We start from the raw sequence: 15,035 nt of genomic DNA, 5'->3' as shown, positions 1-15,035 counted from the left end.
CTTCTTCGGTAAGGTATCGTGCCTATTCTTTTTATTAGCCTTTCTTTTGAAATTAACCTTATATCTTCTGTTTTCGCGTATGATACAGCATGAATCCCACTTACTTTAGGTTGTATTTCTACATGCAAAGGGATATTTTTATTCTTGCTTGTTATTGGCACAGCGACAACTAAATAAGCAGGATATGAATTGAATTCATCAACTGATACAATCACAGCAGGTCTCACACCTCGCTGTTCATGATCACGCGTAGGGTTCAGGGCAACGAGCCAAATCTCACCTTTTTTGGGGTTCAATTTTCTTCCTCCAAATCATGTAAAGTGTTGTCCCAAAGCTCCCTTTTTTCTATCTCTTCTCGCCAAAATTCCTTATTAGCTTTAAGTTTTGCAAAAGCCTTTGCTGTATTTTCCAATATAACCTTTCTTTGATACTCTTTTATAGCCTTTTCAATTACACTTTGCATAGTTTTTTAAGCTCAGTTGATAGTTTTTTGATTGTCTCATATGTGGTCTTATTAATTCTAACTGTGGTTGTTTTGTTCATGCTTTTATCATCTTCTTATTGTAGATTATTTTATTTAAATTATAGTTTACATTATAGTTTACCACATTTCGATGATCTAGTCATTATGAAAACTGTCGCTGTGGGTAATCTGGCAGTAAAATTTTTGGCAGATATTTTCAAAAGATTTTAGAAGGAAGAAAGCATTTATGGAAAGAAAATTCGAGATATATTGATTTAATACCGTGTAATTCTCAAAACGGAGGATATTTCAGTTTAACTTCTGCAGCAAAAAATCCGATAATTTTAATAAAGAAAAGTTCGATGCGGAACAAAGGATGAAGGCGAAAAGCTGCAAAATTATTTATTAAAGGGTGGATTTTTGTGCAGATAGGAAGTGTTAAAAGTTCAAGCCTTCAGGTGGAGAGAGTTTTGCCGGGGCTGGAGGCGGAAGGGAAATTGCCGGCAGGAAACGGCAGGATTTCTTCTGAAACGGTTGCGGTAGATGAAAGGGATTGCAGCAGCCTGGCTAAAGATGGGGAGTTCGGAGAATTCATCGGTGATCTGAAGGATTTTGCCTTGGAGATAAAAAACACCAGGTTTGAATTTTCCATCCATGAAGATACAAAAAGGGTCATCGTCAGGATTTACGACATGAATACTGATGAGCTTATAAGCGAAATCCCACCGGAAAAATTTTTGGACCTCATTGCAAATATATGGAAGCAGGTGGGGCTTATAATCGACAAAAAGGTTTGATAGTCAAACAAACATTAATGGGAGGTGTGGCAAGTGGCAAGTTCGAGTTCAAGCTCCAGTTATATATCCAGCACGCTTCGCATGAGTGGACTTGTTTCTGGTCTCGATGTGGATTCGATTGTATCAAGTCTTATGAAAGCCGAACGGACGAAGGTGGATAAACTTTATCAGCAAAAGCAGCTTGTAGAGTGGCAGCAGGATATGTACAGGGATCTCAATCTTAAGTTGAAATCTCTGTATGACAATGTATTTAATATGAAGCTTCAAGGGACATATCTGAAATACAAGGCTACCGGGACTCTATCTTCCGGCACAACAGCGGACGCGTATTTTACGGCTACGCCCGGTTCCGCTGCATCCAGCGGTGACTATACCGTACAGGTAAAAGCCCTGGCGACGAGCGCCCAGCTTACCAGCAGCGATTCTATAACAAAAGCCCTGACGGGGGATGTTATAACATTTCCTGTGACCGTTGATTCAACTAAAAATAAATTTGTGATGTCCGTCGGCGGTGTAGAGAAAACCGTAACCGTTGCTGAAGGGACATATAACGATGCAGCCTCTCTGGCAGCAGCGGTCCAGTCGGCTGTAAATGATGCTTTTGGAGCCGGGAAAATAACTGTCGGTTCGGATTCGGGCAGCCTGACTTTTTCCCCAGCAGACGGCTATAATCACAACATAACAATAACTTTGAAAGATTACAGCGATAGTGCACAAAGCATCCTTGGGGCTCTCGGATTTTCCGATGGAGACTCGTATTCGGAAATTAACATTTACCAGTCCATAGGCTCTCAAAGTTCGAGCTTTAAAAACACGCCGGGAGAACAGTTCAAATTTACTATATATAACGGCGACAAATCGGCAGAGTTCACATTTGACAGCAGCGCCACAATTAATGATATACTGAAGGCGATATCCTCCAATGAAAACATCAATGTAACTGCAACTTACGACACCCTGACCGATAAAATAGTCATAAAGACCAAAGATACTGGAGAAAGCGCTTCTATAAAAATAGAAAATACTGAAGGAAACCTGTTCGGTCCCAGCAGTGCTTTCAACATAGCATCGGGGGAGATTAAAAAGGGCACCAACTCCAAGATAGTATTTAGCGACATTACGGTGGAGAATCAGTCCAATTCCTTTACGTTAAACGGTATACAGTTCAACCTCAAGCAGGTCATGACGGAAACGGCTACTTTGAAAGTGGAATACGATACCGACACCGTAGTGGATACGATAAAAAACTTTATTTCACAGTACAACGACACCATCAGCGCTATTAACGAAAAGCTTTCTGAAGAGCGCTATTATGATTATTCTCCGCTGACTGATGCCCAAAAAGAGGAGATGACCGAAAAACAGATTGAAGCTTGGGAGGAGAAAGCAAAAAGCGGTCTTCTGCGCTCCGATACGCTGCTGATGGGCATTATCAATAAAATGCGGCAGGCTATATACACTCCGGTAAGCGGGCTTTCGAGCGATTTTGATACGTTGAGCGAAATAGGCATAACCACCGGCACGTATCAGGAAAAGGGGAAGCTTTATCTTGATGAAGACAAGTTGAAGGAAGCCCTTGCGAAAGATCCTGAAGCCGTAATGAAATTGTTTACCGCATCGGATGACAGCGATTCTTCAAAAAACGGCGTGGCGGTAAAGCTTTACGACATATTGAAATCAGGCATTGACAGCATTACCGACAAAGCCGGGGGCGGGGATTACGAGCTTTACGACAACAGTTCCCTGGGCAAAAAGATAAGCGACCTGAGCGACAGGATAAGCGATATGGAGGACTATCTGGACGATCTTGAAGAGCGTTACTATGATAAATTTACAGCACTTGAGGAAGCGATATCTTACTACAATCAACAGAGCCTGTGGCTGTCGCAGCAGCTGGGGCTTGGAAGTTCATAACAAGAGAAGTGGGGGTAAAAATGATAGACGCATATAGACAGTATCAGCAAAATTCCATAATACTGGCGTCGCCGCAGAAGCTGGTGCTGATGCTTTACGACGGTGCAGTGCGGTTTATAAAAACCGCCAGGGAAGCCATGTTAAAAAGGGACTTTGAGGGGTCGAACCAAAACCTGATCAGGGTGCAAGATATTATTTCAGAGCTGAACTGCAGCTTGGATATGAATTATGACATATCTAAGAATTTAAGAAGCCTTTACAACTTTATAAACGAAAAACTCATCGAAGCTAATATTAAAAAGGACGTGGCGATCCTAGATGAGGTGGAGCCGCTGCTGGAAGATTTGAGGCAGACATGGTATGAGGCGTCAAAAAGAATGAAATCGCAAGTTTGAGGGTGTAAAATGGCTGATGATTTAAAAATGCTGTTGAGTTCAAAAAAGAATATCCTCGAAGAAATCAGGGAAACGACTTGGAAGATAGGAAAAGCGTTTGAGGAAGAAGATATCGAGCAGGCGTTAGAATTGTTAAAACTCCGGAAACAGCAAATGGACAGGGTGGATGACCTGGACGGCAAAGCCTTGTCCGCCTGTTCCGGAGATTCCGCTGTTCTTTTAAGAAGCATCGAAAAAGATGGAGAGTTAAAAAAATTTTTTGAAGCCATACGGGTTATTTTAAAAGGAATTAAAGAAAAAGACGACGAAAATATTAAAAAAGCTAGGGAACTTCAATTACAGCTTTCGGATGATATAACAAATTTGAAACATACAGAACGCGCCCTGAGGGGGTACGGAGCCATAGAATCAAGGCCATCCCGGTTTGGTGCCTTTATTGATACAAAAAAGTAATTTTTTTCTTGCATTTTTTAACAAATGAGTGTATAATGATATATGGCATAACTTAGGTCTGTGGTTGAAAGTCGATGCCAGTGCCGTAGGCGAAGCGACTCCCAGCGGTGGCGTTCCACTCGCAGTATGCGGCGTTTGTTGGGAAGACCAGGTCAGCTAAGGAAGTGCCGATAAAATCATTTAAAGTGAGGGGTTTTTTTAATGGCATTTCAGGACAAAACATTGGTATGCAAAGAGTGTGGGAACGAGTTTGTTTTCACCGCCGGCGAGCAGGAATTTTACGCGGAAAAGGGTTTTGAGAATGAGCCCACCCGCTGCAAAGCCTGCAGAGACGCCCGCAAGAAGAGAATGAGCGACGGCGGTTCAAGAAAACAGCCGAGGCAGATGTATGATGCGGTTTGCGCCGACTGCGGAGCACCCACACAGGTTCCCTTTAAGCCCAGAAACGACAGACCCGTATACTGCAGCGCTTGCTACCAGAATCACCGCATGGTCCAGAACGCTTAAAAAAGGGAAATTAAGGTCCGGGTTACACCGGGCCTTTATTTTTTTGATATAAATTACATATTGAAATAATATACTTTATAATGTATAATTATACCTGACTTTAAATTTGACGTTGAGAGAGGGGAACAAAATGATAAAATTAAAAAGGGCGGCAGTATTCGGGTTGATAATTATTATGGTTTTAAGCGTTCTGGCGGGCTGCGGAAATAAAGCGGCTTCAACTGAACCGAACCAAGACCAAGCTGCTCAGAGCAATGAGAATCAGTCATCCCAGCAGCCGGCGGACAACGGCAATGGAGCTGGCGAAGAAGACATAGTTCAGAAGATAAAGAATTCGGGCAAGCTGGTGATGGCCACCAGTGCCGATTATCCTCCGTATGAGTTCCACGACATTTCCGGCGGCAAGGATGAAATCACGGGTTTTGACATAGACATTGCGAAGGCTATTGCGAAAGAGCTGGGCGTTGAACTTGAAATAAAGGACATGGCGTTTGACGGCATACTTCCGGCTCTGCTCGCCAAGAAGGTGGATATAGCCATTGCGGCTTTTACCATCACGGAAGAACGAAAAAAGAGTGTGAATTTTTCTGATCCATACCTGGACGGCGGTCAGCAGATAGTGACCTACAAGGGCAGCGGCATCAAGGGCAAAGATGATTTAAAGGGCAAGACCATAGGCGTACAGCTCAGCACCACTGGCGAGGCGGAGGCCAAAAAGATTGAAGGAGCGAAACTGAAACAGTTTGATAGAGTGGATGCGGTGATGCTGGACCTCATGAATAAGCGCGTTGATGCGGCCATTGTGGGCAGTGTTGTAGCCGACGCCTATTTAAAGCTGAATCCCGACAAATTCGAGAAAGCCGGGGATAAGTTGAATTCCGAGCAGAACGGCATCCCCATAAGGAAGGAAGACACCAAGCTCCTGGAAGTCGTGAACAAGGTTTTAAAGGATCTGAAAGACAGCGGAGAATATGACAAACTGGTACAGAAATGGTTTGTAGACTTTAAACCCGTCGAAAAGAAGTAAGGCGCATCAGGGCTCTTTGCGGAGCCCTTACTCTTTGAGAGGAGCAGCTTTTGACATGAATCTGGACTTTTCCATAATAAAACCATATTTCAATCTGTTTGTAGTGGGAGCCTTTGTAACCGTCAAAATAACGGCGCTGGCTGTACTGATGGGCATTGTCATAGGCCTTTTTGTAGGGATGGGCAAGCTGTCACACTTCTGGCCCGTCAGAGTTTTGTGCGGCGCCTATGTGGAGGTCATCAGAGGAACACCGCTGCTGGTGCAAATATTTATTTTCTATTTCGGCCTTCCACAAATCCTGGGCGTAAATATTCCCGAATATCCTGCAGCCGTAATGGCCCTTGGCATCAACAGCGGCGGGTATGTCGCCGAAATTATCCGCGGTGGCATTCTGGCGGTGGAAAAAGGCCAGATGGAAGCCGCCAGGTCCCTGGGCATGAGTCATACCCAGGCCATGAGGTACATCATACTGCCCCAGGCTTTCAAGAAGATGATTCCGCCTCTGGGCAATGAGTTTGTGACTCTTTTGAAGAATTCGTCCCTGGCTACAACCATTGGGTTTTCCGAGCTCACCCGAGCGGGGCAGATTGTGGCGGCTAACACCTATAAACCCTTTGAGCCGTATATTACTGTGGCGGCTTTTTATCTCGTCATGACCATAGGCTTTTCCAGGCTGCTGGGCATTCTGGAGAGGAGGCTGGCCGTCAGTGATTGAAGTCAGGGATCTATATAAGAATTTCGGCCGGCTGGAAGTTTTAAAAGGAATAAATAATAAAGTGGAAAAAGGCGAAGTGGTGGTAATAATCGGGCCTAGCGGCTCCGGCAAAAGCACGTTTCTGCGCTGCCTGAATCTTCTGGAGGAGCCCACGCGAGGAGAGGTGTATATCGAGGGGAAAAACCTCATGGATCCGAAAACTGACGTGAACAAACTGCGGCAGGACGTGGGGATGGTCTTTCAGCACTTCAATCTTTTTCCCCACAAGCGCGTCATAGAAAATATTACCCTCGCCCCAATTAAAGTCAAAGGTGAAAGCCCGCAGGAAGCCCGAGATCGGGCCATGCAGCTGTTGAACCGTGTGGGGCTTGCGGACAAAGCCTACAGTTTTCCCGCTCAGCTTTCCGGCGGCCAGAAACAGCGGGTGGCTATAGCCCGGGCGCTGGCCATGAATCCCAAAATAATGCTTTTCGATGAGCCCACATCGGCCCTCGATCCGGAGATGATAAAGGAAGTGCTGGACGTCATGAAGGACCTGGCGCGGGAGGGCATGACCATGGTGGTGGTGACCCATGAGATGGGATTTGCCCGGGAAGTGGGCGATAGGGTGATATTTATGGATGAAGGCAGGATACTGGAAGAAGGGACTCCCGACGATATATATAACAGGCCTCAGAATCCGCGCACAAAGGATTTTCTCAGCAAAATACTGTGACAGGCAAAGCCTGCTAAAGGCTGCGCCTGCTCATTTAAATCCCCCTCCCATAAAGGCCCGGTTTTACCGGGCTTTTTAACTGCGGAAAAACAGTCATGCAGAAAAGACTGTTTTTAAATCGATGCACAAATCATCGAAGATGCCGACTTTCACCGTATCTTCGTCGGAATACATTTCCGGTCTGCCGTAGCGGGAGGCGGCAGAATCTAATTTTAATACCATGAGGGTTTTATTTTCGGGAGAGATTATCCAGTATTCTTTCACACCGGCTGTTTCATACTTTGCAAATTTTAAGACCATATCCTTTTTTGCGGTGTTTGGAGACAGTATTTCTATTATGAGATCGGGGGCGCCGATGCAGCCTTTTTCGTTGAGCTTGGCCGGGTCGCAGACTACCACTATATCGGGCTGAACCACCGTCTTTATATCTCCCTCCTTTTCGCCTGCTGCAGGCAGCAGGACATCAAAAGGCGCTGCATACACTTTGCAGGGTTTGCCTTTTAAATAGTTGTGAAATTGGGCAAATAATTCTCCGGATATATCCTGATGAAATCGCGAAGGCGCCGGCGTCATATTAAAAGCGATGCCGTCTATCAACTCCCATCTTTCATCATCGCCCCAGCTTAGATAATCCTTATAAGTATATAGTCTATTCTGTCTATTCAACTGAAACGCCATTTAAATCCCTCCTTACCGTAAACTATTTTATCATAAAATTGAGTCAGATAAAAGTAATATTCAATATTTTTAAGTATTAAAGTAATTTGCCGCTTGTGCTATAATCAAAAAAAGAGAATCTTTGATTCTAAATCCCCGAGTACAAGGCGAAAGGTTTAAAAGCGGCAGATTCTCTTGAAACTTTGTGCGGCATTTGCCATTATAAAGTATCGATGCCGACGGTTTCATGCTACTGACACTACTAATTCTAGTTGAGGAGAGATTTTATGAAATTCAGAGATTATCATGTGCATCTTGAACAGGGTCCATACACTATTGACTGGATAAAAAGATTTATAGAGGAGGGTGAAAAAAGAGGAATCGCTGAAATCGGTTTTTCCGAACACGGCCACAGGTTTGTCCAGGCAATTTCCCTGTACAGAAGCCCGGGATTTCGAAGCCGGTGGGTCGCTAAAGAAGCCACAAAAAACATAGAAGAATACATCGATATAGTGGAAAAGGCTAAAAGTATGGGTTTTCCTGTAAAACTCGGCATAGAGATGGACTACATACCCGAATATGAGGACGAAATACGGGAATTTTTGCATAATTACCCCTTCGATTACGTTCTGGGTGCCGTCCACTGGATTGGAGATTTCGGCTTTGACAACCCTGAGCTCTTGGAAGAATGGAATTTGCGGGATGTAGACAGAACTTATCTCGAATACTTCGATATTTTATTGAAAGCAATAGATTCGGGGATATTTGACTGCATAGCCCATCCTGATGTGATAAAAGTATTCGGCCACAGAGCCGGGTGCGACATGAGCCGGACATACGAGCGGGTGGCTGAAGCCATGAAGAAGAGGGGGCTCTGCGCGGAAGTGAGCACCGCGGGACTCCGCAAGCCAGTGGGCGAAATATATCCTTCGCCCCGGATGATGGGGTATTTTGCCGCATATAATGTCCCCGTCATGATAAACTCTGACGCCCACAGACCCGAAGATGTGGGCAGGGATTTTGACAGAGCCCTGGATTTTGTAAAACACTACGGTTATGAGTCAGGGGACGGTTCTCTGACTCAACCGGAAAATAGATTCGTTTTTAAAGGATGATGATTATGTTCAATATTGTGCTGGTTGAACCCGAAATACCGCAGAACACCGGAAACATCGCCAGGACCTGTGCCGCTACCGGCGCTACTTTGCATCTGGTGGGGCCGCTGGGGTTTTCTCTGGAAGATAAGTTTTTGAAGAGGGCGGGGCTGGATTACTGGCATCTGGTGAATGTCAAATATTATGAGAATTATCAAAGGTTTGAAGACGAAAATCCCGAAGCTGTCATGTATTTTCTTACCACCAAGGCAAAAAAATGCTACACGGACATGAGTTATGAACCCGGATGCTATCTTGTATTCGGCAGGGAAACCGCCGGCCTGCCACTGGATATACTTGCGGCTCACTGGGAGAGCTGCGTCAGGATACCCATGATTGACGACGCCAGGTCTTTGAATCTTTCCAATTCCGTTGCCATAGTTGTATATGAAGCCCTGAGGCAAAATGGATTCAGAGGTTTGAAGATTCAGGGCCCATCCAGCAAATGAGTCAGGGGACGGTTGAGTCAGGGGACGGTTCTCTGACTCACTTTCAGTGAGTCAGAGAACCGTCCCCTGACTCAACCGTCCCCTGACTCATTCCTCCGGCTATTGGATCAAAAATAAATTCTTGACAAAAAAATAAAACGCAAGTATAATTGTATACAATAATACATAAAAGCAGGGAGAGATGAATATGGCGGCGGAATTGATGGGTAGGAAAATAAAGTTCGTGGATACCACTCTAAGAGATGGAGAGCAGACGGCAGGAGTGGTGTTTGCAAACCATGAAAAGCTGGAGATTGCAAAGATGCTGGATGAACTGGGGGTAGACCAACTTGAAGTCGGGACGCCGGTAATGGGGGGAGATGAAAAGGCGGCCATAAAGGCAATAGCAAAATCGGGACTTTCAGCCAGCATTATGGCATGGAACAGGGCCAGCGTAGAGGATATAAAAGAGTCTCTGGATTGCGGCGTGGATGCAGTGGCCATATCAATTTCCACTTCCGACATTCACATAAAAAACAAGCTGAAAAAGAGCAGGGAGTGGGTTCTGGAACAGATGGCTAAAGCCGCGGAATATGCCAAAAGCCAGGGGGTATACGTTTCCGTTAATGCGGAAGACGCATCCAGGACGGACATGGATTTCCTGGTAAAATTCGCTCTGGAGGCCAAAAAAGCTGGAGCCGACAGGCTGCGGTTCTGTGACACTCTGGGCATATTAAATCCGTTCAAAACAGTAAAAATGGTTGAAGAGTTAATAACAAAAGCGGGTATCGAAGTGGAAATGCACACCCATAATGATTTAGGGATGGCCACCGCCAATGCGCTGGCGGGCATTGAAGCGGGAGCGGCGTATGTTGGCGTTACGGTAAACGGCTTGGGGGAAAGGGCCGGTAACGCCCCTCTGGAAGAAGTGGCTATGGCTATGAAATATTCTTTGGGTTACAATGTGGATATAAAAGTAAATTTGCTAAAGGAAATATGCGAATACGTGGCAAAAGCTTCGGCAAGGCCCCTTTCCCTCAACAAGACAATAGTGGGTGACAATATATTTGCCCATGAATCGGGTATTCATGCCGATGGCGTAATAAAAGACCCGTCTACCTACGAGTTTTTAGACCCTGTAGAACTTGGCCTTAAAAGAAAAATCATCATAGGCAAACATTCCGGCACTGCTTCTGTAAAAGCCAGATTAAAAGAGTACGGTATCTTTATAGATGAAGAAATGGCAAAAGACATCCTGGAAGAAGTGCGAAGCATGGCCGTTGCCCTTAAAAGGCCCCTTATTGACAGGGAACTAATTTCAATTTATAAAAATATATTGAATTTGACTCGAAAAGCCGTGTAAATGTATGAGTTTAGAAATGAAAATGGATAACAAAGTTTTCCCCCATTTTTTAAAATATGTGTTATAATAGACATGAGTTTGGTAAAGGGGGACTTGCTAAATGGAAGAAATTTTAAAAAATATTTTAGAAAAAATCAATGGAATTGAAAACAGTATATCGGACTTAAGGGAAGGCCAGAAGAAGCTGGAGGAAGGCCAGAAGAAGCTGGAAGAAGGCCAGAAGAAGCTGGAAGAAGGCCAGAAGAAGCTGGAAGAAGGCCAGAAGAAACTGGAAGAAGGCCAGAAAGAGATAAGAAAAGAATTAAGGTATATCTGGGATGATATTAAGAAGCTGGACAACAGACTCATTGCTCAGGAAAAGATAACATCAAATTTGAACAGCAGATAGAAATTCAAAATTAGAAAGCCCGGCATGCACCGGGCTTTTTTTATACCTTGAATTTGTTGACCAACGTAGTCAGATTTTCCGCCAGTTTTGCCAGTTCCTGAGCCGATGCCGCGATATTTTCCATGGTAGCCGTCTGTTCTTCTGATGTGGCTGAAACTTCTTCGGTGCCGGCGGCGGTTTCCTGGGAGATACTGGATATATTCTGAACCATTTCCACAATGTGTTCCACATTTTGATACTGCAAGGAAAGTTCGGAGGAGATTTCTCTGGATCGCACCGCAGCCGCATCGATTTGCTCCATCAATCCACTTATCCTCTCATTGATTTCATTGATGAGAGCCTGACCTTCGTCCACCTGTATATTGCTTTCTGCCATGGCGTTTACGGCAATCTTGCTGCTGCTCTGTATCAATTTTACAATCTGGGATATCTGCTTTGCGGCCTCTCCGGACTGCTCTGCCAGTTTTCTCACTTCATCCGCCACCACGGCAAAACCCCGGCCGTGTTCGCCCGCCCGGGCTGCTTCTATGGATGCATTCAGCGCGAGAAGATTGGTCTGATCGACAATGTCGCGGATTATCCCGGAGATCTTGCCTATTTCGGTGACCTTCGAGTCCAGTTCCAGCATTATTTTATTGGCCCTATCTACCGTCGATTTGATGATATGCATCTTTTCTGTGGCAGTCTCTATTCTCTGCTGGCTCTCTTTAGCGTTTTTAGCCATTTCTTCGGCTGAAGAAGCCGTTGATTGGGCGTTTTCCTCAACCTTGCCGTTGGAAACCACCAGTTTGTCCATTATGTCTGAGATTTCAGCAAGCTTTCTGACCTGTTCGTTGGCTCCGGCAGCAATCTGCTCGATGGCCCCCGCTACCTGTTGAGTGGCTTGGTTGCTCTGCTCTGCTCCCGCGGCCAGTTCTTCTGCGGATGCGGACATGCTTTCCGCCGCCTTGATAACTTCCTTTACGAGATTTCTAAGGTTTGAGACCATCGAATTGAAAGATGAAGCAAGAATTCCGATTTCTGTAGAGTCTTTTATGTCTACATTTTCCGTCAAGTTCCCGGACGCGACGGTATTTGATACTTTTACTATGTGTCTCAATGGCTTTACCAGTAAGCTTCCTATGAAAAAGCTCATGCCAAGACCGAGCAGCGCCATAAAAAGAGCAGATATGTATATGGTGCCGGTTACTTTATTAACGTTTGCAAAAGCCTCGCCTACCGGCTGCTGCACGAATATGCCCCATCCTATGGATTTCTGTTTACCATATGCTACGAATCTTTTTACTCCTTCTATTTCATATGTAGTAAATCCGGATTTCCCCGCCAGCGCGGCCTTGACAAAATCATATTTTGAACGGTTTTCACGGGATTTTACGATTTTATAATCCTTGTGGGCTATGACATAACCGTCGCTGTCGGTTATGTACGCATATCCTTCCTTGCCGACTTTCATGTTCATGACTATTCTCGTCAGACTCACCAGGGAAACATCCGCACTGATGACGCCCACGGGCTGGCCGGTGTCGGATAAAATGACGTTAGATATGGATATGATAGAGTTACCCGATGTCTGGTCAACTTTTACTTTGGTCACATAGAGGCCTTTTGCATCCATGGCTCCGGTGTACCACGACTCACTTTTTACATCATAGTTGTCAGGAAAAGATGCAAAAGGCACCGCGAAAACCTTGCCGGCTGTATCGGCCACATATATCCGCAGTATCTGGGGATTTTGCTGAGTCATGTCATACAGGAAAGGAGTGATCTGGTCCTGATCCATGGTCCTTACCGTTTTAGTGGTGGCGAGAAATGTGATAATGTTTTTGTTCTGCTCTAAGAAAAGGTCGATATTGTCATTGAGGTTGTTTACTATAATGCTGACTTTATCCTGCACTTCATGCATCATGGAATCTTTTACAAAATAGTTGATAATGATTCCCATAACAACGAGAGGAATAAGGGCCATTGCGGTGAGATATACGGCTAGACGAGTCTTTAAGCTTTTTTTCACATGAAAACCCCCCTGAAATATGTTGATAAATTGGTTATAATAAAAAATGCCCTTTCGGGCGATTGGTTATGATGCAACCTGGCAGCCATAGCATAGCACAGCTTTACCTTAGGCCCATGGCTTTGCGCCCGCCCCTTTCGGGGAGTTTGCCAAAAAAAAAGACATGTTTTATCTAATTATATCTAATTTTGTAAAAAAATGCAACTAAAAATTAGGAACATTTACCATTTTATTTATTATTACCCGATCGATTTTAATGATAAGAGTAAAGATGATATAATAGCGGTTGAAAGCATATGTATAACTTGAAATCTTTGCGGCATATTGCCGCCCGGATTAATCGGAGGTTGAATATGAGACAATGCGGCGGAATTAAAGTGGGACAGGACATCGAACTTGATATTGACTCCATGGCCCACGAAGGTCAGGGAGTGGGCAAAGTAAATGGTTTGGCGGTTTTTGTGGAGGGAGCTTTAAAAGGTGAAAGGGTAAGAGCGCGGGTTGACAAAACGGTAAAAAATTACGCCATAGCTCATGTGGAAAGTATCCTGGTTCCTTCCCCGGAAAGGATAATACCTCCATGCCCGTATGCCGACCGATGTGGCGGATGCACGCTCCAGCACTTATCATACGAGGGGCAACTGGAGTTTAAAACCCAAAAGGTGAAAGACAGTCTGGAAAGGATCGGTCGCATCAATACAATAGTCCATGATACTATCGGCATGCCCGATCCTTGGAGATACCGCAATAAGGCCCAGTATCCGGTAGGGGAGGAAAGGGGCCAGGCTGTGCTGGGGTTTTACGAAAAGAGGACTCACAGCATAGTTCCTTCCAATTCATGCATGATACAGCACGGGATCAATGATGATGTAGCCGCAACGGTAAAGGAATGGGCCAACCGTTGTCGTGTGCCAGTTTATAATGAGGAAAAGCATACCGGCCTCCTGCGACATGTAGTAACGAAAGTTGGGATGAAGACCGGCGAAGTAATGGTCATTCTGGTGGTAAACGGGGATGAAATCCCCCATGAAAGAGAGTTGATAGAGCTTCTGCAAAAAAAGATAAAGGGATTTAAAAGTTTATTCCTTAACAAAAATGACAGAAAAACCAATGTCATCATGGGCAGCAAGAATACAGTGCTTTTCGGCTCCCCTTATATTTATGACTACATCGGTGAGATAAAATTCAGCCTGTCTCCGCTATCTTTCTTTCAAGTAAATCCGGTGCAGGTGGAAATACTCTACGAAAAAGCCCTGGAATATGCCGGCCTGACCGGGGAGGAAACGGTCATAGACACCTACTGCGGCATAGGCACCATCACTTTGTTTTTAGCTCGAAGAGCCAGGAAAGTATACGGCATAGAGATAGTCGGGGCGGCAGTAAAGGATGCTCGGCACAACGCCGAAATAAACGGGATAAGCAATGTTGAATTTATCGAGGGAGCCGCCGAAGAAGTAATGCCTGAGCTTGTCAGGAAAGGGGCCAGAGCCGATGTCATAGTGATGGACCCTCCCCGCCGGGGCTGCGATGAGAAACTTCTTAAAGCCGCTGTCGATATGGCACCCCGAAATATGGTCTACGTTTCATGCAACTCAGCCACTTTGGCCCGGGACCTGAGGTTCCTGGAAGACCGCGGCTACCAAACAAAAGAAGTCCAGCCTGTAGATATGTTCCCGCACACTGCACATGTTGAGTGCGTGGTATTGATGACAAATGTAAAAAACAAATAAGCGCCTGAAAAACGGCCTGAATACAGGGCTTTCAGGTGATTTGCCATCTGCCGAAAATGTGCTTTTTGGCGGCTGGGATGCCGGAAAGCCCTGTATTTTTATGTGCGTGATTGTTCGCGGAAACACATCCACAGCCTTTCAGGGCGGCTTCCGGCGGACGGGGTTGTGTAGACGGAAAAGACGGCGGTTGATTGTATGAGGGAACATGTCTGCCGGAACCATCGGCGGCAAAAAACGTCAAATGATATGCCGCCGCTTGATATTATTTTCCAGTAAGTATACGATGTTGCTGCCAGCGGCTGCATTTATGCACTGTTT

The 15,035-nt window shown here is 45.1% G+C and carries 17 protein-coding genes, 1 pseudogene and 1 riboswitch; of the genes and pseudogenes, 13 read left to right on the top strand and 5 right to left on the bottom strand.

The window, feature by feature from the left end; all coding sequences use genetic code 11:
- Window positions 1-11: 11 nt before the first annotated feature.
- Window positions 12-296: pseudogene (locus AC6I1H_RS04510) on the bottom strand (type II toxin-antitoxin system PemK/MazF family toxin); the annotation flags it as partial.
- Window positions 293-463 carry a toxin-antitoxin system protein gene (locus AC6I1H_RS04505; RefSeq protein WP_497739784.1) on the bottom strand — a complete coding sequence of 57 codons (171 nt, stop codon included), beginning with the start codon at window positions 461-463 and terminating at the stop codon, window positions 293-295. The pseudogene AC6I1H_RS04510 and the gene AC6I1H_RS04505, both read right to left, overlap by 4 nt.
- Before the next feature lie 422 nt (window positions 464-885).
- On the opposite strand from AC6I1H_RS04505, the gene AC6I1H_RS04500 reads away from it, so the two are divergent.
- The 8 genes from AC6I1H_RS04500 (at window position 886) to AC6I1H_RS04465 (ending at window position 6,986) form a co-directional block, all read left to right on the top strand.
- Window positions 886-1,260 (top strand): flagellar protein FlaG, encoded by a 375-nt coding sequence (locus tag AC6I1H_RS04500; RefSeq protein ID WP_497739783.1) that lies wholly within the window; start codon window positions 886-888, stop codon window positions 1,258-1,260.
- Between the two features lie 33 nt (window positions 1,261-1,293).
- Window positions 1,294-3,174 (top strand): flagellar filament capping protein FliD, encoded by a 1,881-nt coding sequence (gene fliD / locus AC6I1H_RS04495; RefSeq protein WP_497739782.1) that lies wholly within the window; start codon window positions 1,294-1,296, stop codon window positions 3,172-3,174.
- 20 nt (window positions 3,175-3,194) lie between these two features.
- Window positions 3,195-3,569 carry a flagellar export chaperone FliS gene (gene fliS, locus AC6I1H_RS04490; RefSeq protein ID WP_497739781.1) on the top strand — a complete coding sequence of 125 codons (375 nt, stop codon included), beginning with the start codon at window positions 3,195-3,197 and terminating at the stop codon, window positions 3,567-3,569.
- A gap of 9 nt (window positions 3,570-3,578) precedes the next feature.
- Window positions 3,579-4,022, top strand: a complete 444-nt coding sequence (locus tag AC6I1H_RS04485; RefSeq protein ID WP_497739780.1) for a flagellar export chaperone FlgN — start codon at window positions 3,579-3,581, stop codon at window positions 4,020-4,022.
- A gap of 201 nt (window positions 4,023-4,223) precedes the next feature.
- Window positions 4,224-4,529 (top strand): zinc-ribbon domain containing protein, encoded by a 306-nt coding sequence (locus AC6I1H_RS04480; protein ID WP_497739779.1) that lies wholly within the window; start codon window positions 4,224-4,226, stop codon window positions 4,527-4,529.
- A gap of 130 nt (window positions 4,530-4,659) precedes the next feature.
- On the top strand, window positions 4,660-5,556 hold the full coding sequence (locus AC6I1H_RS04475; RefSeq protein ID WP_497739778.1) for a basic amino acid ABC transporter substrate-binding protein: 897 nt from the start codon (window positions 4,660-4,662) through the stop codon (window positions 5,554-5,556).
- A gap of 55 nt (window positions 5,557-5,611) precedes the next feature.
- Window positions 5,612-6,271, top strand: a complete 660-nt coding sequence (locus AC6I1H_RS04470; RefSeq protein WP_497739777.1) for an amino acid ABC transporter permease — start codon at window positions 5,612-5,614, stop codon at window positions 6,269-6,271.
- On the top strand, window positions 6,264-6,986 hold the full coding sequence (locus tag AC6I1H_RS04465; protein WP_497739776.1) for an amino acid ABC transporter ATP-binding protein: 723 nt from the start codon (window positions 6,264-6,266) through the stop codon (window positions 6,984-6,986). Before AC6I1H_RS04470 ends, AC6I1H_RS04465 begins: the two co-directional genes overlap by 8 nt.
- A gap of 93 nt (window positions 6,987-7,079) precedes the next feature.
- Here AC6I1H_RS04465 and AC6I1H_RS04460 read toward each other — a convergent pair whose 3' ends face one another.
- Window positions 7,080-7,664: a Uma2 family endonuclease gene (locus AC6I1H_RS04460; protein WP_497739775.1), complete on the bottom strand. Its 585-nt coding sequence runs from the start codon at window positions 7,662-7,664 to the stop codon at window positions 7,080-7,082.
- A gap of 266 nt (window positions 7,665-7,930) precedes the next feature.
- Here AC6I1H_RS04460 and AC6I1H_RS04455 point away from each other — a divergent pair, with 266 nt between their 5' ends.
- From AC6I1H_RS04455 to AC6I1H_RS04440, 4 genes are all read left to right on the top strand, one after another.
- Window positions 7,931-8,758, top strand: coding sequence for a histidinol-phosphatase (locus AC6I1H_RS04455; RefSeq protein WP_497739774.1), 828 nt, complete (start codon window positions 7,931-7,933; stop codon window positions 8,756-8,758).
- Window positions 8,759-8,763: 5 nt separating this feature from the next.
- Window positions 8,764-9,246 carry a tRNA (uridine(34)/cytosine(34)/5-carboxymethylaminomethyluridine(34)-2'-O)-methyltransferase TrmL gene (gene trmL, locus AC6I1H_RS04450; protein ID WP_497739773.1) on the top strand — a complete coding sequence of 161 codons (483 nt, stop codon included), beginning with the start codon at window positions 8,764-8,766 and terminating at the stop codon, window positions 9,244-9,246.
- 187 nt (window positions 9,247-9,433) lie between these two features.
- A complete protein-coding gene (nifV, locus tag AC6I1H_RS04445; protein WP_497739772.1) occupies window positions 9,434-10,588 on the top strand; it encodes a homocitrate synthase in 1,155 nt (384 codons plus the stop codon).
- 100 nt (window positions 10,589-10,688) lie between these two features.
- Window positions 10,689-10,976 (top strand): hydrolase, encoded by a 288-nt coding sequence (locus tag AC6I1H_RS04440; protein WP_497739771.1) that lies wholly within the window; start codon window positions 10,689-10,691, stop codon window positions 10,974-10,976.
- 40 nt (window positions 10,977-11,016) lie between these two features.
- Here AC6I1H_RS04440 and AC6I1H_RS04435 read toward each other — a convergent pair whose 3' ends face one another.
- Window positions 11,017-12,987: a methyl-accepting chemotaxis protein gene (locus tag AC6I1H_RS04435; RefSeq protein ID WP_497739770.1), complete on the bottom strand. Its 1,971-nt coding sequence runs from the start codon at window positions 12,985-12,987 to the stop codon at window positions 11,017-11,019.
- Between the two features lie 69 nt (window positions 12,988-13,056).
- Window positions 13,057-13,148, bottom strand: a riboswitch (cyclic di-GMP riboswitch).
- A 192-nt stretch (window positions 13,149-13,340) separates the two neighbouring features.
- Between AC6I1H_RS04435 and rlmD the strand changes: the two genes are divergently transcribed.
- Window positions 13,341-14,717 (top strand): 23S rRNA (uracil(1939)-C(5))-methyltransferase RlmD, encoded by a 1,377-nt coding sequence (gene rlmD, locus AC6I1H_RS04430; RefSeq protein ID WP_497739769.1) that lies wholly within the window; start codon window positions 13,341-13,343, stop codon window positions 14,715-14,717.
- Between the two features lie 31 nt (window positions 14,718-14,748).
- Here the strand turns inward: rlmD and AC6I1H_RS04425 are convergent, their stop codons facing one another.
- Window positions 14,749-14,958 (bottom strand): hypothetical protein, encoded by a 210-nt coding sequence (locus tag AC6I1H_RS04425; RefSeq protein WP_497739768.1) that lies wholly within the window; start codon window positions 14,956-14,958, stop codon window positions 14,749-14,751.
- Window positions 14,959-15,035 lie beyond the last annotated feature (77 nt).

Source organism: Biomaibacter sp. TOL (genome assembly GCF_059717795.1).
The sequence above is the reverse complement of the archived record's forward strand: the minus strand, read 5'-3'. Positions and strand labels throughout refer to the sequence as shown.

Bases quoted from the DNA above. Each gene is read 5' to 3' on its own strand.
- AC6I1H_RS04505 (WP_497739784.1), bottom strand. From the start codon at position 463: ATGCAAAGTGTAATTGAAAAGGCTATAAAAGAGTATCAAAGAAAGGTT.
- fliS (WP_497739781.1), top strand. From the start codon at position 3,195: ATGATAGACGCATATAGACAGTATCAGCAAAATTCCATAATACTGGCG.
- AC6I1H_RS04485 (WP_497739780.1), top strand. From the start codon at position 3,579: ATGGCTGATGATTTAAAAATGCTGTTGAGTTCAAAAAAGAATATCCTC.
- AC6I1H_RS04480 (WP_497739779.1), top strand. From the start codon at position 4,224: ATGGCATTTCAGGACAAAACATTGGTATGCAAAGAGTGTGGGAACGAG.
- AC6I1H_RS04475 (WP_497739778.1), top strand. From the start codon at position 4,660: ATGATAAAATTAAAAAGGGCGGCAGTATTCGGGTTGATAATTATTATG.
- AC6I1H_RS04470 (WP_497739777.1), top strand. From the start codon at position 5,612: ATGAATCTGGACTTTTCCATAATAAAACCATATTTCAATCTGTTTGTA.
- AC6I1H_RS04460 (WP_497739775.1), bottom strand. From the start codon at position 7,664: ATGGCGTTTCAGTTGAATAGACAGAATAGACTATATACTTATAAGGAT.
- AC6I1H_RS04455 (WP_497739774.1), top strand. From the start codon at position 7,931: ATGAAATTCAGAGATTATCATGTGCATCTTGAACAGGGTCCATACACT.
- trmL (WP_497739773.1), top strand. From the start codon at position 8,764: ATGTTCAATATTGTGCTGGTTGAACCCGAAATACCGCAGAACACCGGA.
- nifV (WP_497739772.1), top strand. From the start codon at position 9,434: ATGGCGGCGGAATTGATGGGTAGGAAAATAAAGTTCGTGGATACCACT.
- AC6I1H_RS04440 (WP_497739771.1), top strand. From the start codon at position 10,689: ATGGAAGAAATTTTAAAAAATATTTTAGAAAAAATCAATGGAATTGAA.
- rlmD (WP_497739769.1), top strand. From the start codon at position 13,341: ATGAGACAATGCGGCGGAATTAAAGTGGGACAGGACATCGAACTTGAT.